22 protein-coding genes are annotated in these 20,929 nt (G+C 34.9%); all 22 read left to right on the forward strand.

Annotation, left to right across the window (positions count from 1 at the left end; translation table 11 throughout):
- Nucleotides 1-195: 195 nt before the first annotated feature.
- The 22 genes from MHI22_RS19600 to MHI22_RS19705 all read left to right on the forward strand — a co-directional run bounded on the left by MHI22_RS19600 (nucleotide 196) and on the right by MHI22_RS19705 (nucleotide 20,159).
- Nucleotides 196-1,038, forward strand: a complete 843-nt coding sequence (locus MHI22_RS19600) for a DegV family protein (protein ID WP_340812563.1) — start codon at nucleotides 196-198, stop codon at nucleotides 1,036-1,038.
- A 62-nt stretch (nucleotides 1,039-1,100) separates the two neighbouring features.
- Nucleotides 1,101-2,471 (forward strand): DEAD/DEAH box helicase, encoded by a 1,371-nt coding sequence (locus tag MHI22_RS19605; RefSeq protein WP_340812564.1) that lies wholly within the window; start codon nucleotides 1,101-1,103, stop codon nucleotides 2,469-2,471.
- Nucleotides 2,464-3,054: a ComF family protein gene (locus MHI22_RS19610; protein WP_058843854.1), complete on the forward strand. Its 591-nt coding sequence runs from the start codon at nucleotides 2,464-2,466 to the stop codon at nucleotides 3,052-3,054. The genes MHI22_RS19605 and MHI22_RS19610 overlap by 8 nt, the downstream gene beginning before the upstream one ends.
- A 79-nt stretch (nucleotides 3,055-3,133) precedes the next feature.
- Nucleotides 3,134-3,547 (forward strand): TIGR03826 family flagellar region protein, encoded by a 414-nt coding sequence (locus tag MHI22_RS19615; protein ID WP_036121090.1) that lies wholly within the window; start codon nucleotides 3,134-3,136, stop codon nucleotides 3,545-3,547.
- Between the two features lie 121 nt (nucleotides 3,548-3,668).
- Nucleotides 3,669-3,929 carry a flagellar biosynthesis anti-sigma factor FlgM gene (gene flgM / locus MHI22_RS19620; RefSeq protein WP_036121087.1) on the forward strand — a complete coding sequence of 87 codons (261 nt, stop codon included), beginning with the start codon at nucleotides 3,669-3,671 and terminating at the stop codon, nucleotides 3,927-3,929.
- A gap of 27 nt (nucleotides 3,930-3,956) precedes the next feature.
- Nucleotides 3,957-4,457 carry a flagellar protein FlgN gene (locus tag MHI22_RS19625; protein WP_058843853.1) on the forward strand — a complete coding sequence of 167 codons (501 nt, stop codon included), beginning with the start codon at nucleotides 3,957-3,959 and terminating at the stop codon, nucleotides 4,455-4,457.
- Between the two features lie 16 nt (nucleotides 4,458-4,473).
- Nucleotides 4,474-6,021, forward strand: coding sequence for a flagellar hook-associated protein FlgK (gene flgK / locus MHI22_RS19630; RefSeq protein ID WP_340812565.1), 1,548 nt, complete (start codon nucleotides 4,474-4,476; stop codon nucleotides 6,019-6,021).
- Between the two features lie 31 nt (nucleotides 6,022-6,052).
- Nucleotides 6,053-6,976, forward strand: coding sequence for a flagellar hook-associated protein FlgL (gene flgL / locus MHI22_RS19635; protein ID WP_340812566.1), 924 nt, complete (start codon nucleotides 6,053-6,055; stop codon nucleotides 6,974-6,976).
- Nucleotides 6,977-7,086: 110 nt separating this feature from the next.
- Complete coding sequence (locus tag MHI22_RS19640; RefSeq protein ID WP_340812567.1) at nucleotides 7,087-7,650, forward strand: DUF6470 family protein; 564 nt, start codon at nucleotides 7,087-7,089, stop codon at nucleotides 7,648-7,650.
- 17 nt (nucleotides 7,651-7,667) lie between these two features.
- Nucleotides 7,668-8,111, forward strand: a complete 444-nt coding sequence (fliW, locus tag MHI22_RS19645) for a flagellar assembly protein FliW (protein ID WP_340812568.1) — start codon at nucleotides 7,668-7,670, stop codon at nucleotides 8,109-8,111.
- Nucleotides 8,111-8,329 (forward strand): carbon storage regulator CsrA, encoded by a 219-nt coding sequence (csrA, locus tag MHI22_RS19650; protein ID WP_340812569.1) that lies wholly within the window; start codon nucleotides 8,111-8,113, stop codon nucleotides 8,327-8,329. Before fliW ends, csrA begins: the two co-directional genes overlap by 1 nt.
- A 199-nt stretch (nucleotides 8,330-8,528) precedes the next feature.
- Nucleotides 8,529-9,353: a flagellin N-terminal helical domain-containing protein gene (locus MHI22_RS19655; RefSeq protein ID WP_340812570.1), complete on the forward strand. Its 825-nt coding sequence runs from the start codon at nucleotides 8,529-8,531 to the stop codon at nucleotides 9,351-9,353.
- Between the two features lie 320 nt (nucleotides 9,354-9,673).
- Nucleotides 9,674-11,023 (forward strand): IS1182-like element ISBsp5 family transposase, encoded by a 1,350-nt coding sequence (locus MHI22_RS19660; RefSeq protein ID WP_340812571.1) that lies wholly within the window; start codon nucleotides 9,674-9,676, stop codon nucleotides 11,021-11,023.
- Nucleotides 11,024-11,235: 212 nt separating this feature from the next.
- A complete protein-coding gene (locus MHI22_RS19665; RefSeq protein WP_340812572.1) occupies nucleotides 11,236-12,957 on the forward strand; it encodes a motility associated factor glycosyltransferase family protein in 1,722 nt (573 codons plus the stop codon).
- Nucleotides 12,941-13,288, forward strand: a complete 348-nt coding sequence (locus MHI22_RS19670) for a hypothetical protein (RefSeq protein WP_340812573.1) — start codon at nucleotides 12,941-12,943, stop codon at nucleotides 13,286-13,288. Before MHI22_RS19665 ends, MHI22_RS19670 begins: the two co-directional genes overlap by 17 nt.
- A 36-nt stretch (nucleotides 13,289-13,324) precedes the next feature.
- Complete coding sequence (gene pseB / locus MHI22_RS19675; RefSeq protein WP_340812574.1) at nucleotides 13,325-14,302, forward strand: UDP-N-acetylglucosamine 4,6-dehydratase (inverting); 978 nt, start codon at nucleotides 13,325-13,327, stop codon at nucleotides 14,300-14,302.
- A 38-nt stretch (nucleotides 14,303-14,340) separates the two neighbouring features.
- Complete coding sequence (pseC, locus tag MHI22_RS19680; protein ID WP_340812575.1) at nucleotides 14,341-15,498, forward strand: UDP-4-amino-4,6-dideoxy-N-acetyl-beta-L-altrosamine transaminase; 1,158 nt, start codon at nucleotides 14,341-14,343, stop codon at nucleotides 15,496-15,498.
- Nucleotides 15,495-16,223: a glycosyltransferase family protein gene (locus MHI22_RS19685; RefSeq protein WP_340812576.1), complete on the forward strand. Its 729-nt coding sequence runs from the start codon at nucleotides 15,495-15,497 to the stop codon at nucleotides 16,221-16,223. Before pseC ends, MHI22_RS19685 begins: the two co-directional genes overlap by 4 nt.
- Before the next feature lie 8 nt (nucleotides 16,224-16,231).
- On the forward strand, nucleotides 16,232-17,251 hold the full coding sequence (gene pseG / locus MHI22_RS19690; RefSeq protein WP_340812577.1) for a UDP-2,4-diacetamido-2,4,6-trideoxy-beta-L-altropyranose hydrolase: 1,020 nt from the start codon (nucleotides 16,232-16,234) through the stop codon (nucleotides 17,249-17,251).
- Between the two features lie 14 nt (nucleotides 17,252-17,265).
- Nucleotides 17,266-17,814, forward strand: coding sequence for a UDP-4-amino-4,6-dideoxy-N-acetyl-beta-L-altrosamine N-acetyltransferase (gene pseH, locus MHI22_RS19695; protein WP_340812578.1), 549 nt, complete (start codon nucleotides 17,266-17,268; stop codon nucleotides 17,812-17,814).
- Nucleotides 17,811-18,866, forward strand: coding sequence for a pseudaminic acid synthase (pseI, locus tag MHI22_RS19700; protein ID WP_340812579.1), 1,056 nt, complete (start codon nucleotides 17,811-17,813; stop codon nucleotides 18,864-18,866). Before pseH ends, pseI begins: the two co-directional genes overlap by 4 nt.
- 204 nt (nucleotides 18,867-19,070) lie before the next feature.
- A complete protein-coding gene (locus MHI22_RS19705) occupies nucleotides 19,071-20,159 on the forward strand; it encodes a DUF2920 family protein (RefSeq protein WP_340812580.1) in 1,089 nt (362 codons plus the stop codon).
- Nucleotides 20,160-20,929: the final 770 nt, after the last annotated feature.

The following is a 20,929-nucleotide window of genomic DNA, read 5'->3' on the forward strand; positions in this document are numbered from 1 at the left end:
GTGAAGATACGCCTACTATACATAGAAAATGAATGCGAAATGAATAACGAAAACGTGAATCTCACGTTCGTCATTCATTTTACATTCATTTCTTTTTGTTTTCATTCCGTATCCTGTGCGACAGCGAACAAACAACAACAATTGCACCAAGAAGAAATAGATTGTAAACTAAGAATCATAGGAGAGTGGACATGGATGAGGATGGCAATCGTAACAGATAGTACTGCATATCTTTCAGCTGAGGAACGTGCACGCTTAAACATTCACATGATACCTTTAAGTGTTAATATCTCAGGTGAACTATTTGCAGAAGAAGTAGACATCACAGCATCTGAGTTTTACGATAAGGTGCGTGGAGCAAAAGAATTCCCAAAAACAACACAGCCTCCAATCGGAGAATTTGTTGCTCTCTTTGACGAGCTAGCGAAGGATTATGACGAGGTTATTTCGATCCATTTATCAAGTGGTATTAGTGGAACATATCAAGGGGCAGTACAGGCAGGTGAAATGGTGGAAGGCATAAAAGTGCATGCCTTTGACAGTGAAATTTCCTGTGCGGTTCAGGGCTTTTATGTTTTAAAAGCTGCTGAAATGGCGAAAGAGGGCCATTCAGCGCAAGACATACTGGCGGCATTAGCGGACATGCAGCAGTATATCCGTGCTTACTTCATTGTAGACGACTTAGCTCATTTACAACGTGGTGGGCGTTTGTCTTCTGCGGCAGCCTTGATCGGCGGCTTATTACAAGTAAAGCCTGTTCTACATTTTGTAGACAAGGTGATTGTGCCTTTTGAAAAAATCCGAACACGTAAAAAAGCATTAAAACGTGCTGAGGAATTGCTAGCAGAGGATGCGAGAAAGTATGAAGTTATGGACGCTGTTGTCATACACGGCAATTGCCAAGCAGAGGCACAAGAATGGCTAGAGCAATTAGCAGAAGCGTACCCGAACGTAAGCTTTAAATTAAGCTATTTCGGCCCTGTCATCGGCACACATTTAGGTGAAGGATCGATGGGCTTAGGCTGGACAAAAAAATAAAATTTCTATGAGAAGGTCTCTACAGCAAAGTAGAGGCTTTTTTCTATTGAGGGAGAGAAATTATGAAATATAAAGGTTGGCTGTTACCACCAGCATTACGTGATTTCCATGAAGGTCGCATTTGGTTAAAAAATCATTCTCCATATTCATCAGCACATATTGATAACGCAATCGAGCGAAAATATTTCAATTTAATAGAAGGAATTCAAATGAAGCCAGTTATTCGTTGCAATCGCTGCCACAATACAAACCCGCAATTATTCACTCTATTTGATTGTTCAAAATGCCAGCAACAATGTTTATATTGTCGGCACTGTATCAAAATGGGGAGGGTGAGCAGCTGTACGAATTTGATGGTTTGGATTGGCCCTAAAGCCATTAAGACGTACAAGCATTTATTCAAATGGGCAGGGCAATTCACGGAACTCCAACAGCTGGCAGCAAATGAAACTTTAGCAAGTGTGGAAGCAAAGCGTTCGCATTTAATTCATGCAGTGTGTGGTGCTGGGAAAACTGAGCTACTTTTTCCAACGGTTTATGATGCGCTAAAGCGAGGGCTACGTGTTTGTATTGCAACACCACGCACAGATGTAGTGTTGGAATTGACGCCACGCTTCCAGCAAGTATTCCCTGAAACTATTATTCATGCATTATACGGTGGTGTCTCACAACAACATGGCTATGCCCAGATGGTTATAGCAACGACCCAACAGCTTTACCGATTTGACAAGGCTTTTGATGTTATCATTGTCGATGAAGCAGATGCTTTTCCTTATACATTTGATGAAACCCTACAAAGAGCAGTAGGAAAGGCTAAAAAAGAACATGCTCCTATTGTATTTGTTACAGCAACCCCATCACCATCATTACTACATGCCTTTCAGCAAGAAAGCTACTCCTTTATTCCAAAACGCTATCACAATCATCCATTGCCAGTTCCTCAAGTGCGTGCTTTATGGGGCTATGATAAAAGCTTCCAGCGAGGTACGATCCCCAAAAGGTTAAAAAAATGGACAGAGGAACGTCTTAGCCAAAAGCAGCCATTTTTAATCTTCTTTCCAACAATCGCCTTAATGAATAGAGCAGAACCCCTTTTTCAGTTGCTAGATGAAAAGATAGTAGCTGTGCATGCAGCAGATTCGGAGCGAAAGGAAAAGGTGCTGAAGCTAAGAAATAAAGAAGTTCCAGGATTATTAACTACAACTATATTAGAAAGAGGCATTACAATTAGCAATGTACAGGTGGCAGTAATCGGAGCAGAGTCATTGATTTTTACTGCCAACGCTCTTATTCAAATTGCGGGTCGTGTTGGGCGGGATAGACATTTTCCTGCTGGTGAGGTCTTGTTCTTTCATCACAGCATCACAATAGAGATGGATGAGGCATGTGCAAAAATTGCTTTATATAATAGAAAAGGATTTCCCAATGAATAAAATAGAATCGCATTGCTTAATTTGCTCGCAGCCGTTGACATCAACCATATCCTGGAAAATGCTGTTAACAAAGCAGTTTTCACCGACTATATGTGATAGGTGTGCTGCTCGCTTTGAACATTCACAGTCAGCTACAGCACTCTATCAGTATAATGACGCGATGAAAGATTACTTACATCAGTTTAAATTTCTTCAGGATGTAGCTCTTGCAAAAGTATTTCGACAGGAGCTTTGTGCTCGATTTAGAAAAGAGAAAGCGATGATTCTACCAATTCCCATGCATCCCCTCAAGCAACAGGAGCGTACCTTCTCACACACAGAGGAACTATTAAAGGCAGCTTTTATTCCGTACATTCAGCTATTAGAAAAGACAACAACAGAGACACAAAGCTCCAAAAATAGAGAGCAGCGCATACATGTAGCACCTCTTTTTCGCGTAAAGGTAGGCTCACAAGTAGAGCATAAAGATTACCTTCTTTTTGACGATATTAAAACTACAGGAACAACCATTCAGCATGCCGCAGATGCGCTAATGCAGGCGGGTGCTAAAAATGTCCAATACTTCACATTAATTGAAGGATGAATTTTCCAACGTATTATGTATAATAGATGATGGGTATAGCATTCGTAGATAAGATTTCTTGAAAGAGGAGGAAAAGCAGATGGCTGAGGTTCGCAATTGTCCAAAATGTAATGAATTTTTTAATTATACAGGGGTCCGAGAAGTATGTCATAAGTGTGCACAATCGGAGGAAGAGCTTTATCAAATCGTTTATCGCTTCCTTCGTAAACGTGAGAACCGTGCAGCAACAGTTGAGCGTATCGTAGAAGCAACTGGAGCAGAAGAGGAGCTATTGTATAAATGGGTTCGTAAAGGCCGCTTGCAGCCAGCCATGTTCCCTAACCTTGGCTATCCATGTGATAACTGTGGTCACCTGACAACAACAGGCAAGCTTTGTACAAAATGTCAAGATGAATTAAAGGCAGACTTACGTACATTTGAAGCAGCCAAGGAATTCCGCGACAGTGTAGAGCAACGCGATCGTGTAACCTATCACGCAGAGCGAAAACGCTAATAACGGGAAGTGTGTTAATTTTAAACAAAATTAGCACACTTTTTTATATGTGAAAACTTAACATTATGTGAGACAATCCGAAATAATAGGAAGATAAGATTTTTAGATGGGGGGTTTCAAAATGAAAATTACATCTTATGGAATTAATGCAGTAAACGCCTATAAAAACCAAGTACGTAACGTTAAATCAGATACAAACAAAGCATCTTTTGCTGATAAAATTGAGATTTCGAAAGCTGCTCAAGATATGAAAAGCGTATCAACATACAGTACAGAGCGAGCTGACCGCGTACAACAGCTGAAAAAAGACATTGATTCTGGTGAATACAAAGTAGATGCTCGCAAAGTAGCAGAGGATATGCTGAAATATTATCGTTTCTAGGGAACAGCAGAAAGGGTGTATAGCGATATGTCTGTAGAAGCGATTAATTCTACATTAACGATGCTAGAAAGAATGCATAAAAGTTTACTTGAACTAGCCTTGAAAAAAACAGAAATCATTAAAGCTGGCGATATCGAAGCTCTAGACCAATTGCTCAAGGATGAGCAGGCACACATAGCGGCCATCGATAAGCTCGAGCAACAGCGTCAGAAACAGGTAACGGACTACCTCGAAGCAAAGGGACTTGCTTCATCTGACAAAACGACTGTCGCAGATGTCATCGAGGCTGCTGACCAACAGGCTGACAAAGCAACCTTATCAGTAGTTCGCGATCGTTTACTGCAAATTATCACTGACCTACGAAAACAAAATGACTTAAATCAAAAACTTGTTTTCCAATCACTACAAATCGTCAACCTAACATTAGATGCTGTAAGACCTCGCACAGAGCAAATGAACTACTCTAGCAACGAGGTTCATGGCACAAATAACATAGCTAAAAAATCATATTTCGATTCACAAGCCTAATAAGGGAGGAAGAAACATGCGCTCAACATTTATGGGTCTAGAAACAAGTAAACGCGGCCTCTTTACTCAACAAACAGCTTTATACACAACAGGACATAATATTTCCAACGCCAACACATTAGGTTACTCACGCCAACGAGTAAACATGCAGGCGACACCAGGTTTTCCAACAGCCGGTTTAAACCAACCAACCTATCCAGGACATCTTGGTACTGGGGTGGAAGCGGGGTCTATCCAACGTATTCGCGATCAATTTATTGATCGACAGTATCGTCAAGAAACGAATAAGTTGGGGTATTGGGATTCAGCAGCAAAGTCGATTGCGCAGATGGAAGATATTATGGCAGAGCCTTCAGAATTTGGTATCAATCAATCTTTTACTGATTTTTGGAAGGCAATGGAGGATGTTATTGATAACCCTAAAGACTCTGCGGCAAGACAAGTGTTAATAGCAAAAGGAAAATCAATAGCAGATTCCTTTAATTATATGGATAGACAAATAAAACAGATTCAGGGCAATATTGGAAATGAAATAAGTGTATCAACAGATAAAGTAAATTCAATTCTTAAACAAATTGCAGCCATTAATAAGCAAATCCAAGAAGTAGAGCCTAGTGGCTATGTACCAAATGATTTATATGATGCTCGCGATTTATTAGTAGATGAGTTAAATGAACATATTCCTGTATCAATATCTTTTGAAAAATCAGGTGGATTAGCAAAAGACGTAGCTGAAGGATCTATGACGATTACATATGTACCAGCGGATGGTAGCACACCTATTAAATTAGTAGAAGGTAAAGAATATGCTGCTCTTGCAACGATGGATACAAATAATCAACGTGTCGATGGTGAGGTGGATGACCAAGCCACTGGAGGATATTATAACTTTAGTGAACTTAAAATTTCAGCTATCGGCGCACCACCAGGTGATCCAACGACTGGCCCTTATACGATTGATTACAGTCAAATGGATCAAGGGAAAGGTTCATTGCGTGCTTTAATAGATGCGTATGGACATAGTGGTGGACAAGGTACTTATCCAGAAATGATAGATAACCTAGATAAACTAGCAAATGAATTTATTACAAAATTTAATGATGTCCATAAAGCAGGTTTTGGTTTAGACAATAGTACAGGTCTAGACTTCTTCTCTGGAACAACTGCTCGTGATTTCAAAGTAGTGATTACTGATCCAAAACAAGTAGCCGTATCAGATACAACGGGTGAAGAAGGAAATAACCAAAACATGCGTAAGCTAGCAGAGCTACAAACACAGGCACAAGCAAACTTAAAGCAAGGAACATTCCAAAGCTACTATAAATCATTGGTGGGGGATTTAGCAGTAAAGGGACAAGAAGCAATACGTAGTGCATACAACTCTGAAACATTGCACTTGCAAATTGCTAGTAACCGTGATTCCATGAGTTCGGTTTCCTTAGATGAAGAAATGACTAATATGATAACATTCCAACAAGCATACAATGCTAATGCACGTATGATTACAGTTGTGGATGAAACATTAGATAAAATTATCAATGGTATGGGAAGAGTAGGGCTATAAAAATAGTCACTTAACTGAGAGGAGATAAATTATGCGTGTCACACAATCAATGCTATCTAGTAATATGCTACGCAATTTAAATACAAGCTACAGCAAAATGTCTAAGTATCAAAATATGCTAGACTCAGGTAGTAAAATTTCAAGACCATCGGATGATCCAGTTGTAGCAGTAAAAGGGATGGGCTATCGTATAGATCTTGATAAAAATCAACAATACCAAAGAAATATTCGCGATGCAAATACATGGCTAGATACAACAGATGAGTCTCTCGATCAAGTAGGTGCTGCATTAAAACGTGTAAAAGAGCTTATAATACAAGCAGCAACTGATACAACTACTACTGATGATCGTCAAAAAATAAATGCAGAAATGAAACAGATTAAGGAACAATTACGTGATATCGCCAATACAAAAGTGGGAGAGAACTATATTTTTTCAGGTACGCATACAAACCTACCGCTTTATACTGATAATACAGGACCACAAAACCCGGCCCTTACCCCAGCTGGAGGACAAAAATCAATTGATATTAACGTTTTTGATGGCATCTCAATGAATATAAACACACCAGGTGCTGATTTATTTAACGATATCGATGGGTTTATGACAAATATAAACACGCTTTTGCAAAATGGTGCAACAGCTGTTGAAATCGGAAATACACTTGGATTGCAAACGACAAATGGTGCTACTACAATCCCTGGTTTAGATGGTATTTATGAAAGCACGTTGACTGTAAGAGCAGATGTCGGCGCTCGACAAAATCGCGTAGAGCTGATGGAAAATCGACTAAGTATTCAGGAAGTCAATGTAACGAAACAATTGTCTCTTAATGAAGATACAGATTATGCTAAAACGATTACAGATATGGTAACACAGGATTCTATTCATCAAGCTGCTTTATCTGTAGGAGCAAAAATTATTCAGCAAACCTTAGTAGATTTTATAAGATAAAATCTACTAAGGTTCTGCCCCGTAAGTGAGATGGCAGGGGAAACTTTATACTAAACAACCAAGCGTTTGGACTATTTGTTCAGACGCTTTTATTGAAAGGAGATGTATACGTGAGGCTCCCACAAATTCAAATTCATACAACAGATGTCAAAATAGACCTAAATATATCAAAGCCACAGCAATATATTAAACAACCTAAAGCAACACAACATATTGAACAGCCAGCAGCTATTTTAGAAATACGGACAACTAGAGGGATATTAAAAATAGACTCTTCACAGGCAAGACGGGATATAGGAATGATTGGTCCATTGGAATCAAGTGCTAACTACGCAGAAAAAGGAAAACAAGAGGCACTTAAGGGGATGGCGCGTAGAGCAAGAGAGGGACGTCAAATGATGGACAACGCTGGAAAAGGTCAAGGACGAGCTACTATTCAAAATATTGCAAAACAAAATTATGGTCCACACCATGCACAAATTAACGTTAAATTTGTACCCTCTATAGGGTCAGTGCAAATCGACTATACACCAGGTACAACGGATGTTAATATTCAGCGCAAAGAACCAATAATTGACGCTAAAGTGAACAAACCAATCCATGAATACACACCAGGAAAAGTAACTGGTACAATGATACAAAGACCGGATGTTGATATCAATGTCATCATATAAAGGAGCGCGAAGAATAGATGAAAATTGCGACAAAATTTTTAGGTGAAGTCGAAATTGAAGAAAAAGACATACTTTTTTTTGAACATGGACTACTAGGATTAGAAGAACATAAAAAATTTGTATTACTACCCATCTCAGAAGAACATCCACTAGTATTGCTACAATCAGTTGAGAAATATGAAATAGGTTTTATAGTGGCTTACCCATTTGCGTTTAAAAAAGACTATAGCTTTGATTTAAGTGAAGAGGATTTAGAACAACTCCAAATTGAAAATGAAGAAGATGTTCTCGCATACGCTGTTGTCACAATGAAGGAAACACTACAGGACTCTACCATTAATTTACTTGCACCACTAGTTATTAATATGGATAAAAAATATGGTAAACAAATCGTACTTCAGGATAGTAAGGCTTTTCCATTACGCTACCCAATGCAAACACTGGAAGGAAGTGCGAAGTAATGCTAGTCTTGTCACGTAAGAAAGATGAATCTATTATGATTGGGGACCATATTGAAATAAAAATATTAGCAGTGGAAGGTGAACAAATTAAGTTAGGTATCATCGCACCTAAAACGGTCAAAGTTCATCGTTCTGAAGTTTTTGAAGCTATACAAGTACAGAACAAAGAAGCTTTATCGACATCGTCAAATTTCTTGGAACAACTAAATAAGAATTAAATTTATTAACTGTTTTAATAAAAAGTTAAACTCGAAAAAATCTATTACATAAAAAATAAAAAAAATTTAAAAAAACTATTAAACATTTCCAACTAATTACGATATATAGATTGTAAGGGGCGGGAAGTACATAACTACCTAATCCTAAATTCCACACGGATGTGGAATAACAAAACAAACATTCAAGGAGGAATTCCAAATGAGAATTCAACACAACATTTCAGCTTTAAACACACACCGTAATCTAGCTTTCAACAACTCTCAATCAGCTAAAAACCTTGAGAAATTATCTTCAGGTTACAAAATTAACCGTGCTGGTGACGATGCTGCTGGTTTAGCAATCTCTGAAAAAATGCGCGCTCAAATCAAAGGTCTTGACATGGCATCTAAAAACTCTCAAGACTCAATTTCATTAATTCAAACTGCTGAGGGTGCTCTTAATGAAACTCACGCTATCCTACAACGTATGCGTGAATTAGCAGTACAATCTCGTAACGATACAAACGAAGCAACAGATCGTAACTTCTTACAAGATGAAATTGTTCAATTAAAAGATGAAATTAATCGTATTGCAACTACTACTGAATTCAATGAAAAGAAATTATTAAATGGTGCACAATCTAAAGATGGTCTTACTTTCCAAATTGGTGCAAATTCAGGTCAAACTATGAATTTGAAAATTAACAATATGGCAGTTTCAAAACTTGATGCAGATCTTAAAGATGCTAGTATTTCTACAGGTTCTAAAGCAAGTAAAGCAATTTCTATTATTGATAAAGCAATCAAAACTGTTTCTACTCAACGTTCTGCACTTGGTGCGGTTCAAAACCGTTTAGAGCATACAATCAATAACTTAGGTGCTGCTTCTGAAAACTTAACAGCTGCTGAATCACGTATTCGTGATACTGATATGGCTGCTGAGATGATGGCATTCACTAAGAATAACATCCTTACTCAAGCTGCACAATCTATGCTAGCTCAAGCTAACCAACAACCACAAGGTGTTTTACAATTACTACAATAATATTTTCCAATCAGTTGATGAAAACTCGTGTTTCTCTTTGAGAAATACGAGTTTTCAGACTGTAGACAAACTCGATGAATTTTGAGTTTGCCTACAGTCTTTTTTCTTTTACAATGAAATAAAGTAAAGCCGTTGATTTCCACTACGGGCGGACGCTTTCCGCGGGCGGGGTCGAGCTGCTTCCCTCGCTTCGCTCAGTCCAGGATCTCGACTTTCCCGCTTTTCCCGCAGGAGTCGCCGCCCTTCGTTCCAATCAACTTCTACATAAAGAATTCCTTATTCATCTATTGATAAAAAGTAAACTTTTGAGGTGATCAACCATGATGACGAAAAATCATACCAATGAACGTGAACAATTAGAAATGTTAACGATTGATCAATTAGTTCCCAACGATCATTTAGTGAGAAAACTGGAGGCTGCTATTGATTTTTCATTTATCTATCCTTTAGTAGAACATCTCTATTCACCTAATGGGCGTCCAAGTATTGATCCTGTTGTTCTCTTTAAAATGACGTTTATTCAATATGTTTTTGGCATTCGCTCCATGCGTCAAACGATCAAAGAAATTGAAACGAATATGGCGTATCGCTGGTTTTTAGGATTTGGCTTCCATACAGAAGTCCTGCATTTCTCTACCTTCGGTAAAAATTATGTCTGTCGCTTTCAAGACACCGATATATTTGAACAGATATTCTATCGTATTTTAAAAGAGATTATGCATCAAGGACTCCTCCATGCAGACCATTTATTTATCGATTCTACGCATGTGAAAGCGAGTGCGAATAAACGGAAGTATGATAAAAAGATCGTGCGAAAAGAAACACGGGCTTATGAAGAGAAGCTTCAATTAGAGTTAAATATGGATCGTGAGGAACACGGAAAAAAGCCCTTTCCCCCGGAGAAATTTGAAAAAGAAGAATGGAAAGAAATAAAGGAAAGCACGACAGATCCTGAAAGTGGCTATTACGTGAAGGATGAACGTACGAAGCAGTTTGCATATTCCTTTCATGCAGCCACAGACGAAAAAGGCTTTGTCTTAGGTACCATTGTGACTCCGGGAAATGTGCACGATAGCCATGTATTACAGCCACTTGTGGAAAGGGTCATTCAAAACGTTCAAAAACCAATCGCCGTTGCGGCAGATGCAGCCTATAAAACACCAGCGATTACGAACTTTTTGTTAGAGAATCAAATGTTGCCTGTTCTTCCGTATACACGTCCTAAAACGAAAGATGGATTCTTCCGAAAGCACGAGTATACATATGACGAGCACTATAATTGTTATCTTTGCCCACAAGGGCAGATATTGAAGTATGCGACAACGACGAAGGAAGGATATCGCCAATATAAATCGAATCCTTTGATTTGTGCGAAGTGTCCAAGCCTTTCCCAATGTACAGAAAGTAAGCATCATCAAAAACTCATTCAACGCCATATTTGGGAGTCGTATGTGGAGGAAGCTGAACATTTACGCCATTCCTATGACATCAAACAGATTTATGCAAAGCGCAAAGAAACGATTGAGCGTGTCTTTGCCGATGCAAAAGAAAAGCATGGTATGCGATGGACAACCTTAAGAGGTCTAAAAAAATTGTCCATGCAGGCGATGCTTACTTTTGCTGCCATGAATTTAAAGAAACTGGCTACTTGGACGTGGCAAGTAGCTTAAGAGAGCAACTAAGCTCGAAGAGTATGTTGAATTTGGTAGTATATTACCAAATGTTGAAAATAAAATAGGAAGAAAAATGACAAAAGCCATCGAGAGTGAACTTCTCGATGGGCTTTTGTCTACAATCTGAAAACTCGTGTTTCTCTTTGAGAAATACGAGTTTTTCTTTATTTTTGAAAAATAAAACCGATAAATTATAAGAGGTGAAATTTATGGAACAAACCTACGTTATTGAAGATGTCATAACGAAAAATGGAATGAAAACATTACGTGTAAATGGATATTACTTACATAGCAAATATAATCCTTTTTTAGAGGCTGAAAATTTTGTGTTGGAAAATTTTAAACCTCAGAATATACATATTTTATTTGGTTATGGAACAGGAATCATAGTAGATGCTTTTTTGAAAAAAATGAGTGAAGAAGATAGCCTGATTGTTATAGAACCTATTCTAAGTAATATATCAGTTGAGGATAATAGGGTAACTTTGATTAACTATATTAATAAGAATCAATTAAAAAATGATATAGCAAACAGTTTCACTATTACTAACAACGTTACAATTTGTTGCTCGCCGAATTATGATAAAATTTGTACAAAAATGTATATAGATTTTTTGAGAGTTATAAAAGATAAATTAGCTATAGATCGCGTAAGTGAAAACACAATTAATTTAATGTCTGAAGAATGGCAACGTAACTATTTATATAATATAAGACAGGCTATTCATGATAGTTCAATTTATGAATTGAAAAAGTGTTTAACTAGTCCTATCGTTGTTGTTTCTGGGGGTCCATCTTTAACGAAACAATTGCAAACAATAAAAAAATATCGTGATAAGCTTATATTAATTGCTTCAGGCTCAGCAATTAATACGTTGTTAGCTTTTTCTATAGAACCTGATTTTGTGGTTTCGATAGACAGTCAAGAAGTTAATTACAATCATTTTAAGGAATTGCAATTAAGTCATTCAAATTTTGTATATTTAATGTACAGTCATTATAAAATTAGAGAATCATTTACAAATAAATCATTTTATTTTTTAGGGAGAGGTGATGAGTCATTTAAAGAACATCTTGAAAAAACTACAACCGATAATGTAGTTGTTTTACCAGGTGGAGGATCTGTTGCCCATTTTGCATTATCCCTTGCAACGTATTTGACAACTGGACCAATTACACTTATTGGTCAAGATTTAGCATTTACATATAATCAAACTCATGCGGAGAGCAATAAAAACTTCAAAATCCTTACTGAAAGAGAAATTAAATCAAAGGGGTTTATCAAAGCTGAAGGCTATAATGGTGACGAAGTATTAACTGACTATTCTTTTATGGCTATGAAACAGTCATTTGAGTTTTTAATAAAAAATGATTTTAATGATAGATTGATATTTAATAGCACTGAAGGAGGGATAAAACTAGAAGGATTTGTACAAATACCTTTTGGGGATTTTTGTGAAAAATATACTGATGAAAAAATAAAGATAAATAATAAGTTTAATAAAAATAAGGATAAAAATATTGATTATGAATTATTAATAAAAAATTTCAGTAAAGAGTTAGAGAATCTTGATACTATTGAAGTAATTCTAAGGAAAAACTTAAAATTGATGTCTAAAAATACTTTGAAAACTAAATTTAATAATGATATTTTGAAAAAAATGGAGTGTAACGATGAAGAAATCTTAAATTTACAACAAAAAACTTCATTAAATGTAATTGTTGATCCTATAAATTTACATGTGCTTAAGCATTTTTCTGCTACTAAAAATGAAACACCTGAACAAGCTTATAAAAGAGTATATAATCAGAGTAAAACATTATATACAAAATATATAGATGCAGTAATAAAGACACGTAAATATACTATGAATCTTATAAAAAAATTAAGAGAAGATAAGGAGAATGAAGAAAATGGATGTAATGCATAAGGATATTATGGAAAGTTATAATAATTACTTATTAAATATTCCTAATGGATGTCAACAAATTGTAAATCATATTAGAGAAAATAAAATACAAGAAGCTTTAGGGATGATTTTAGATTTTAGTGAAGGTGTTAATTGGTTAGTTGATGTAAATCAAATATTAAAATTTCACGGAATTTCTAAATTATTAGAGGTTGAAAAAATTCATGATTTTTTAGAAGAAATTAATAATGGATTAGCAATTCACGATTTTTTACTGGTTGCTGATTTATTTGAATATGAAATTATGCCTTTTTTTGAGCAAGTTGAGATTTATGAAGTACCAGTGAATTAAAGAATATAGAATTTTATAGGTAAAGGTGATTAATTTATGGAAAAAAATCCATTGATGAATAAAATAGTGCTAGTCACAGGAGGAACAGGGTCATTTGGAAAAAAGTTTATAAGTAAGGCACTTACATTAGATGTAAAAAAGATAATTGTTTTTAGCCGAGATGAGTTGAAACAATACGAAATGAAGCAAGAATTTAAGGATGAACGTATTCGTTTCTTTATCGGTGATGTTCGGGATAAAGAGCGTTTATACCGTGCATTTGATGGAGTAGATATTGTTATACATGCAGCTGCTATGAAGCATGTTGATGCATGTGAATATAACCCTTTTGAGGCAGTAAAAACAAATATTCATGGTGCCCAAAACATTATTGAAGCAGCGATTGATCGTGGAGTGGAAAAGGTCATTGCATTATCAACAGATAAAGCTTGTTCACCTGTCAATTTATATGGTGCTACAAAACTAGCATCTGATAAGCTATTTGTTGCTGCTAATTCGTATGTTGGAGAAAAGAAAACGCGCTTTTCAGTTGTCCGCTATGGAAATGTTGTGGGAAGTCGAGGAAGTGTAGTTCCTTTTTTCAAAAAGATAAAGGAAGCAGGTACTTTACCCATTACTGATGACCGGATGACTCGATTTTGGATTACACTTGAGCAAGGAGTACAATTTGTTCTGAATAATTTAGAGCGAATGTATGGTGGAGAGATTTTTGTACCGAAAATCCCAAGTATGAAGGTAACAGATTTAGCAAAAGCAATTGCTCCAGAATGTGAAATAAAAATTATCGGTATTCGACCTGGTGAAAAATTACATGAAGCGATGATTATGGAAGACGATGCACGCCATACGATAGAGTTCGATGACTATTATGTTATTCAGCCTGAGCTTGCTTGGTGGCCTCAAGGACAATTAAATGGTGGAAAAGCTCTACCTGATGGATTTGCTTATACAAGTGATAATAATAACGAATGGCTAAATATTGAACAATTAAGAGATTTAGTAGAAGAAATGTAGTCATTGACTGCATTTTTTCTTTAAAGGAGCTAAATAAAATGAGAGATACATATTTACCGTATGGACAACAATGGCTTGATGATCAGGATATACAGGCTGTGGTGAATGTTTTAAAGAGTAGTCATTTAACGACTGGTCCAACAATTTCTAAATTTGAAGATGCAGTCGCCGAATATGTAGGTGCCAAATATGCAGTAGCATTTTCTAATGGAACTGCTGCACTTCATGGTGCGTGCTTTGCTGCTGGTATTGTAGAAGGAAATGAAGTTATTACCTCACCAATAACTTTTGCAGCTAGTGCAAATTGTGTACGTTATGTAGGGGGAACAGTGGTTTTTGCAGATATTAAGGAGGATACATATAACATAGATCCATTAGAAATAGAAAAAAATATTACGCCGAATACAAAAGCAATTATTCCTGTTCATTTTACTGGGCAGCCTGTGCAGTTAGATGAAATTCATGCCATCGCAAAAAAGTATAAATTAATTGTTATTGAAGATGCAGCACATGCACTTGGTGCTAAATATAAAGGACAAAAAATTGGTGCATTGAGCGACATGACGATGTTTAGTTTTCATCCTGTGAAGCATGTCACAACTGGTGAGGGTGGAGTGATTACAACAAATAATTATTTCTATTATAAAAAGCTATTACAATTCCGCTCACATGGTATTACGAGAGATACTGAAAAGATTATTAAAAATGATGGCCCTTGGTACTATGATATGCAGTTTTTAGGCTACAATTATCGAATGACAGATATTCAGGCTGCTTTGGGAATAAGCCAGATGGAAAAGCTAGATCGTTTTGTTGCACGCCGGTGTGAAATTGCACAAATGTATGATAAAGCATTTAAAGATAGTGAGTTATTAATAACCCCTCAACCACTTAAAGGGTGTTTTTCAAGCTGGCATTTATATGTTATTCAATTAAATCTGGAAAAGCTTAATGCAACACGGAGGGAAATATTTGATTCATTAGTGGCACAAAATATAGGTGTGAACGTGCATTATATACCAGTGCATACATTGTCATATTATAAGGAGTTAGGCTATAAAGAAGGTTCAATGCCAAAAGCTGAAGCGCTATATAAAGCAATGATTACATTGCCGCTTTTCCCTAAAATGACAGATAGTGATGTATATGATGTAGTCGTAGCAGTGTTAAGTGAGCTAGAGAAGGTGAGTAAATGAAAGTTGTAGCAATTATTCAAGCGAGAATGGGCTCAACACGCTTACCTGGTAAAATTTTAAAAGAAATAAACGAAAAGCCACTACTTTCCTATCAGCTAGAGCGTTTAAGCAATAGTATATTCATTAACGAATTTGTTATCGCAACAACAAAAAAAGAACAAGATGATAAAATTATCACTTTTTGTGAGGAACAAAATATCTTGTATTATAGAGGTTCTGAAACAGATGTACTAGAAAGATATTATGAAACTGCAGTTGAATTTAATGCAGACGTTATTGTAAGAATTACATCCGATTGCCCTATTATTGATGTACAGGTTGTTGATAAAACGATTGGATTTTTTTTAGAAAAGGGTCATTTTGATTACGTCTCTAATACAATAGAGCGTACATATCCACGAGGATTAGATACTGAAATTTTTACATTCGCAGCTTTAGAAAAAGCTTATAAAGAAGCGACATTAGAAAGAGAACGTGAGCATGTAACTGCATTTTTTTATTCAAATCCTAATATTTTTAAAATTGCTAATGTGAAAAATGATTTTGACTATAGCAAATTTCGCTGGACAGTAGATACAACCGAAGATTTTGAATTGATTAAAAATATAATACAAGCATTATACGTTAAAAATCCAAGATTCACTTTACTAGATACAGTAAATGTAATGAAAGAAAATCCTGATTGGTTTAATATTAATGCTCATATAGAGCAAAAGAAAATATAGGTGATAGTATGAACGTATTAATGCGAGTGGATGCTTCCTATGAAATAGGCACAGGACATGTAATGCGTTGTTTAACTTTAGCTCATAGACTAGAAAAAGAAGGAAATACTATTGCATTCATTTGTAGACGCGCTAAAGGTGACTGTATAGATTTAATAGAACAGCAAGGTTTCCATGTATATAAATTGCCTATTTGTGAAGGTTCTTTATGGAAATATATATCAAAAAGATGGGAAGTAGATGCTAAGGAAACTATAGAGATATTGAGGGGGAGTTCTGTAGATAAGCTAATTATTGACCATTACTCAATTGATTTCAAATGGGAAAAATTAATGCGGCAATATACAAAAAAAATAATGGTTATTGATGATTTGGCTAACCGTCAGCACGACTGTGATATTTTACTGGATCAAAATTTTTATTTAAATATGGATAATCGGTATAAAGATTTAGTCCCTTCTACAACAAGGATGTTATTAGGCCCCAAATATGCGTTGTTACGAGATGAATTTATTATAGCTAAAAAGAATTTTAAACAATTTAATGGTAAAATGAAAAGATTATTTATTTTTTTTGGGGGTAGTGATCCAACAAACGAAACAATGAAAACATTAATTTCAATAATTCCTCTAGTTGAAAAATACAATTTTGTGATTGATGTCGTTGTAGGTAATTCTAATCTGAATAAAAACCGTATAGAAGATATTACTTTAAAACAAAGAAATATTAATTTTTATTGTCAAATTAATAATATTGCTGAATTAATGGCTAAGGCTGATTTGGCAATTGGCGCAGGTGGAGCGACAACTTGGGAAAGAATTTTTTTAGGACTACCTTCGATTGTCATTGCCGTGGCTGAGAATCAAATAGAAGTTGCAAAAGCAGTAGCAAATAGAGGGGCAATTATTTATCTGGGTTTCTCTAATGAAGTAGATGTTAATCAAATTGTGAAAAAAATTGATTTATTATATAGAAATCCTTATAAATTGTCTTGTATTAGAAAGAGTTGTATTAATTTAATGTCATGAAGGGATGTAATATAGTGTTAAATGCATCACTTAGGGATATAGTAATAGATGATTTAGAAAAAATTTTAGCATGGCGCAATCAAGAACATATTAGATGTGTAATGTATAACAGGGATATTATTTTATGGCAACAACATTTAATTTGGTTCAATGAATTAAAGAATAACAAATATAAACTTTCTAAAATTTTTTCTATAAACAATGATGATTATGGTGTAATAAATATTAATAATATAGATAGATATTCAAATAGGTGTACTTGGGGTTTTTATATAGGAGAACAAAAATCCCCAAAAGGGACTGGTTTATTATTAGGTTATACTACTCTCGAATTTATTTTTAAGGAATTAAAATTCAGAAAATTATGTGCAGAAGTTATCGAATCAAATAAAATCAGTCGTAGTTTTCATGAAAAATTAGGTTTTAAATTAGACGGTACATTGCGTAAGCATTTAAAACTAAATGAAGACTATCAAGATATTTATATGTATAGTTTATTTGCCGAAGAATGGGAAGAAAAGAGAATAGGATTGAAGCTAGAGTTAGAGGAGAGATTTAAATGAGACAAATTAAGGTAGGGAATTTTGAAATTGGCTCACTTTCTAAACCATTCATTATTGCAGAAATGTCAGGAAATCATAACCAATCCCTAAAAAGAGCTTTGGAAATAGTAGACGCTGCTGCTGCCTCTGGAGCTAATGCATTAAAAATACAGACGTATACAGCAGATACGATGACTTTAAATATAGATACTCCAGATTTCAAAATAGATGATAGTTCCAACCTATGGGATGGACAAAATTTGTATGAATTGTATCAGCAAGCATACACTCCCTGGGAGTGGCATAAGCCAATCTTTGATCGTGCTAAGGAGCTAGGTATGGTTGCTTTTAGTACACCATTTGACGAGACGGCAGTTGACTTTTTGGAGCAATTAGAGGTACCCCTCTATAAAATCGCTTCTTTTGAAAATACCGATTTGCCTCTAATAAAGAAAATTGCATCTACAGGAAAACCAATGATTGTATCAACTGGTATGGCAACATTAGCCGAATTAGATGAACTTGTTCATACTGCAAAAGAAGCTGGGTGTAGAGACCTTGTGTTATTAAAATGTACAAGTACTTATCCAGCATCACCAGAAAACACAAATATATTAACAATACCCCATATGAAGCAATTGTTTGAAGAAGTGCATATAGGATTATCTGATCATACAATGGGCATTGGGGTGGCTGTAGCTAGTGTTGCATTAGGTGCTACGGTCATTGAAAAACATTTTACACTAAATCGAGCTGATGGTGGTGTAGATGCAGCATTTTCTATGGAGCCAACTGAAATGAAGGCGCTTGTAGAAGAAACAAAGCGTGCTTGGTTGGCTATGGGGAAAATTACTTATGGGCCAACTAAAAAAGAAAAGAATTCTCTAAAATTTCGACGATCGATTTATGTATCTAAAGATATTAAAGCTGGGGAAAAATTCACAAAGGATAACATAAAAATTGTTCGTCCAGGATACGGTCTAGAACCAAAACATTATGAAACTATTTTAGGGAATGTAGCAAATAAGTCATTGGCTAAAGGAACGCCTTTAAAGTATCAACATCTATTTTAAATAACTCATTATAAATGGAAATAGAAACTAGGATCTAAAGTATTGAAAAGACTATAAAAAATTTCCTTTATTGATTAACAACTTTCTAATAATAATTAAAAAAATTCTAAATCATAGGAATTTCGCCAATGATTTTATTATCATTCTAGATTATCTAAGAGAATAGTAAAGGTAATGATAAATATTAATAAGGAGAGGAAACCTTTGAGTTATAATGATACTTTAAAAATACCAGCTCATTATAATATATATACTGGTGTAAATGGAAGAGAACTCAGAATTGATTACTCAATTCCTCAGAAGGGAACTAATGCGGATACAGGTATCTTTATTTTTGTCCCGGGATTTGGTGGCCATATTGATTCTAAAATTTATAAAAAAATGCGTGAACATTTTGCTGAAAAATATAATGTTGTAACTGTACAGTGTGATTACTTTGGAAGTAGATTTATGCAATCTTCTGATAGCTTTCGACTTAAGAATGATATTAATATTGTTTTAAATCAATTAACACTTGAAGATCAGCTTATAGTTAAAAATGATACTTCCACATTTATTAATATTATTAGTAAATATAATATTAATTTGCCTGTTCACGCAGTAATAGATGAATCAATAGATGAATTTGTTGATATGGGATACATGCAGTCAATTGATGTTATTACTGCTATTGAAGCTATTAAAATACTATTAAGTGAGAATAGCTTAGAGTTTGATGAAGGTCGAATATTAGGCTTTGGACAATCACAGGGGGCATACATTTTACTGTTAGCGAATAGGTTGGTGCCTCATTTGTTTTCACAAATTATAGACAATGCTGCTTGGGTAGAACCACAATATTTATATAACAATCGATCACTTATAAATAGTGTTGGAAATGCAATTATAACGTTTGAGTTTGAATATCTAGCAAAGAGGGTAGTCAATAATAAAAAGTCACTTTCTTTACATAATATATATAATGGATTTGAAAATGGCTCTTTTATTTATTCATGCCTAGGAGTTACAGATGTATTGGTAGATGTACAGGATAAAGAGCGGGCAATTGGACATATAAAAAATTTAGAATTTGAAGTTATTGATAATAAAGATGTTGATGGTACAATCTTCAAATCTACTAACCATGGCTTAGACGCGGATTTTATTAATTTAATAGACTATGCTTTAGCTAAAAAAACTTTTCACAGAAATACAAATATGAAACAATTTAAGTATATAGTGAATATTTCAAAAACTAAATTAAGTGTTGATTATTCTAATGGGCTACCTATATTTCAGTTTGTAAATAGTTAAAATAATAACTTTAAAGCTGCTCTTGTAAGAGGTTTTGAAAGTTTTGAAGGGAATAATTTCAAATGGTTAGCTGGTTTGAGCTCGGTGTACACCGGACTTAAACCAGCTAATTTTGCATTTATTCTTTTTTATTATAGTAATAGATATAATCATCAATCTTTATTTTAGCTCCAATTTTAAAATATTTCTTTGATTTATTATAGTTCTTGTTTGTTTAGAAAGGATTTAATCCTAGTAGGATTTTTTTGTGATAATGAGATAAACAAGAGCTCATAACTCTAAATAAATATCCGTCCGTTTCTTTGTATAAGTGCTAGAACTAAATCTTTCTACTATTTTCTATTTTTTCACTAGTTGCTACGCTGGATAGTGACACGTTATCTTCAAACTTCTAGTAATTGTCCCAGCTAGCCATCCATTAAATAAGGGTTGTTCATATTAAATTCAATAAATGTATTTAGGTAAAACGGTCTCTTTCTATCATAAAATTTAATCCATTCGAACTTAATTCTTATAGTCACACACTTACCTTTTCAGCAGAGCTTCAGAAGGAACAAGGTATGTATAATTTTTGCATTTAAAACAGTTGAATGGTAACTTTCTGTTCAAACTTTTTGTTACAACATCTAAAAAGACCATACCTATAATTATATTATTATTCGAATTATTGGAAATATATTAGAGAATATTTATAGTACTAAAAAATGCGTTTGGGGGTAATAACAGTTTTTTTCTTTATAAAACTGTAACAATACAAATTACTTCCGATA

This window comes from Lysinibacillus sp. FSL L8-0312 (assembly GCF_038003285.1).
GTDB classification, from domain to species: Bacteria; Bacillota; Bacilli; order Bacillales_A; family Planococcaceae; genus Lysinibacillus; species Lysinibacillus fusiformis_D.

Excerpts from the sequence above, each read along its gene's own strand:
- MHI22_RS19600 (WP_340812563.1), top strand. The coding sequence starts at position 196 with ATGAGGATGGCAATCGTAACAGATAGTACTGCATATCTTTCAGCTGAG.
- MHI22_RS19605 (WP_340812564.1), top strand. The coding sequence starts at position 1,101 with ATGAAATATAAAGGTTGGCTGTTACCACCAGCATTACGTGATTTCCAT.
- MHI22_RS19610 (WP_058843854.1), top strand. The coding sequence starts at position 2,464 with ATGAATAAAATAGAATCGCATTGCTTAATTTGCTCGCAGCCGTTGACA.
- MHI22_RS19615 (WP_036121090.1), top strand. The coding sequence starts at position 3,134 with ATGGCTGAGGTTCGCAATTGTCCAAAATGTAATGAATTTTTTAATTAT.
- flgM (WP_036121087.1), top strand. The coding sequence starts at position 3,669 with ATGAAAATTACATCTTATGGAATTAATGCAGTAAACGCCTATAAAAAC.
- MHI22_RS19625 (WP_058843853.1), top strand. The coding sequence starts at position 3,957 with ATGTCTGTAGAAGCGATTAATTCTACATTAACGATGCTAGAAAGAATG.
- flgK (WP_340812565.1), top strand. The coding sequence starts at position 4,474 with ATGCGCTCAACATTTATGGGTCTAGAAACAAGTAAACGCGGCCTCTTT.
- flgL (WP_340812566.1), top strand. The coding sequence starts at position 6,053 with ATGCGTGTCACACAATCAATGCTATCTAGTAATATGCTACGCAATTTA.
- fliW (WP_340812568.1), top strand. The coding sequence starts at position 7,668 with ATGAAAATTGCGACAAAATTTTTAGGTGAAGTCGAAATTGAAGAAAAA.
- csrA (WP_340812569.1), top strand. The coding sequence starts at position 8,111 with ATGCTAGTCTTGTCACGTAAGAAAGATGAATCTATTATGATTGGGGAC.
- MHI22_RS19655 (WP_340812570.1), top strand. The coding sequence starts at position 8,529 with ATGAGAATTCAACACAACATTTCAGCTTTAAACACACACCGTAATCTA.
- MHI22_RS19660 (WP_340812571.1), top strand. The coding sequence starts at position 9,674 with ATGATGACGAAAAATCATACCAATGAACGTGAACAATTAGAAATGTTA.
- MHI22_RS19665 (WP_340812572.1), top strand. The coding sequence starts at position 11,236 with ATGGAACAAACCTACGTTATTGAAGATGTCATAACGAAAAATGGAATG.
- MHI22_RS19670 (WP_340812573.1), top strand. The coding sequence starts at position 12,941 with ATGGATGTAATGCATAAGGATATTATGGAAAGTTATAATAATTACTTA.
- pseB (WP_340812574.1), top strand. The coding sequence starts at position 13,325 with ATGGAAAAAAATCCATTGATGAATAAAATAGTGCTAGTCACAGGAGGA.
- pseC (WP_340812575.1), top strand. The coding sequence starts at position 14,341 with ATGAGAGATACATATTTACCGTATGGACAACAATGGCTTGATGATCAG.
- MHI22_RS19685 (WP_340812576.1), top strand. The coding sequence starts at position 15,495 with ATGAAAGTTGTAGCAATTATTCAAGCGAGAATGGGCTCAACACGCTTA.
- pseG (WP_340812577.1), top strand. The coding sequence starts at position 16,232 with ATGAACGTATTAATGCGAGTGGATGCTTCCTATGAAATAGGCACAGGA.
- pseI (WP_340812579.1), top strand. The coding sequence starts at position 17,811 with ATGAGACAAATTAAGGTAGGGAATTTTGAAATTGGCTCACTTTCTAAA.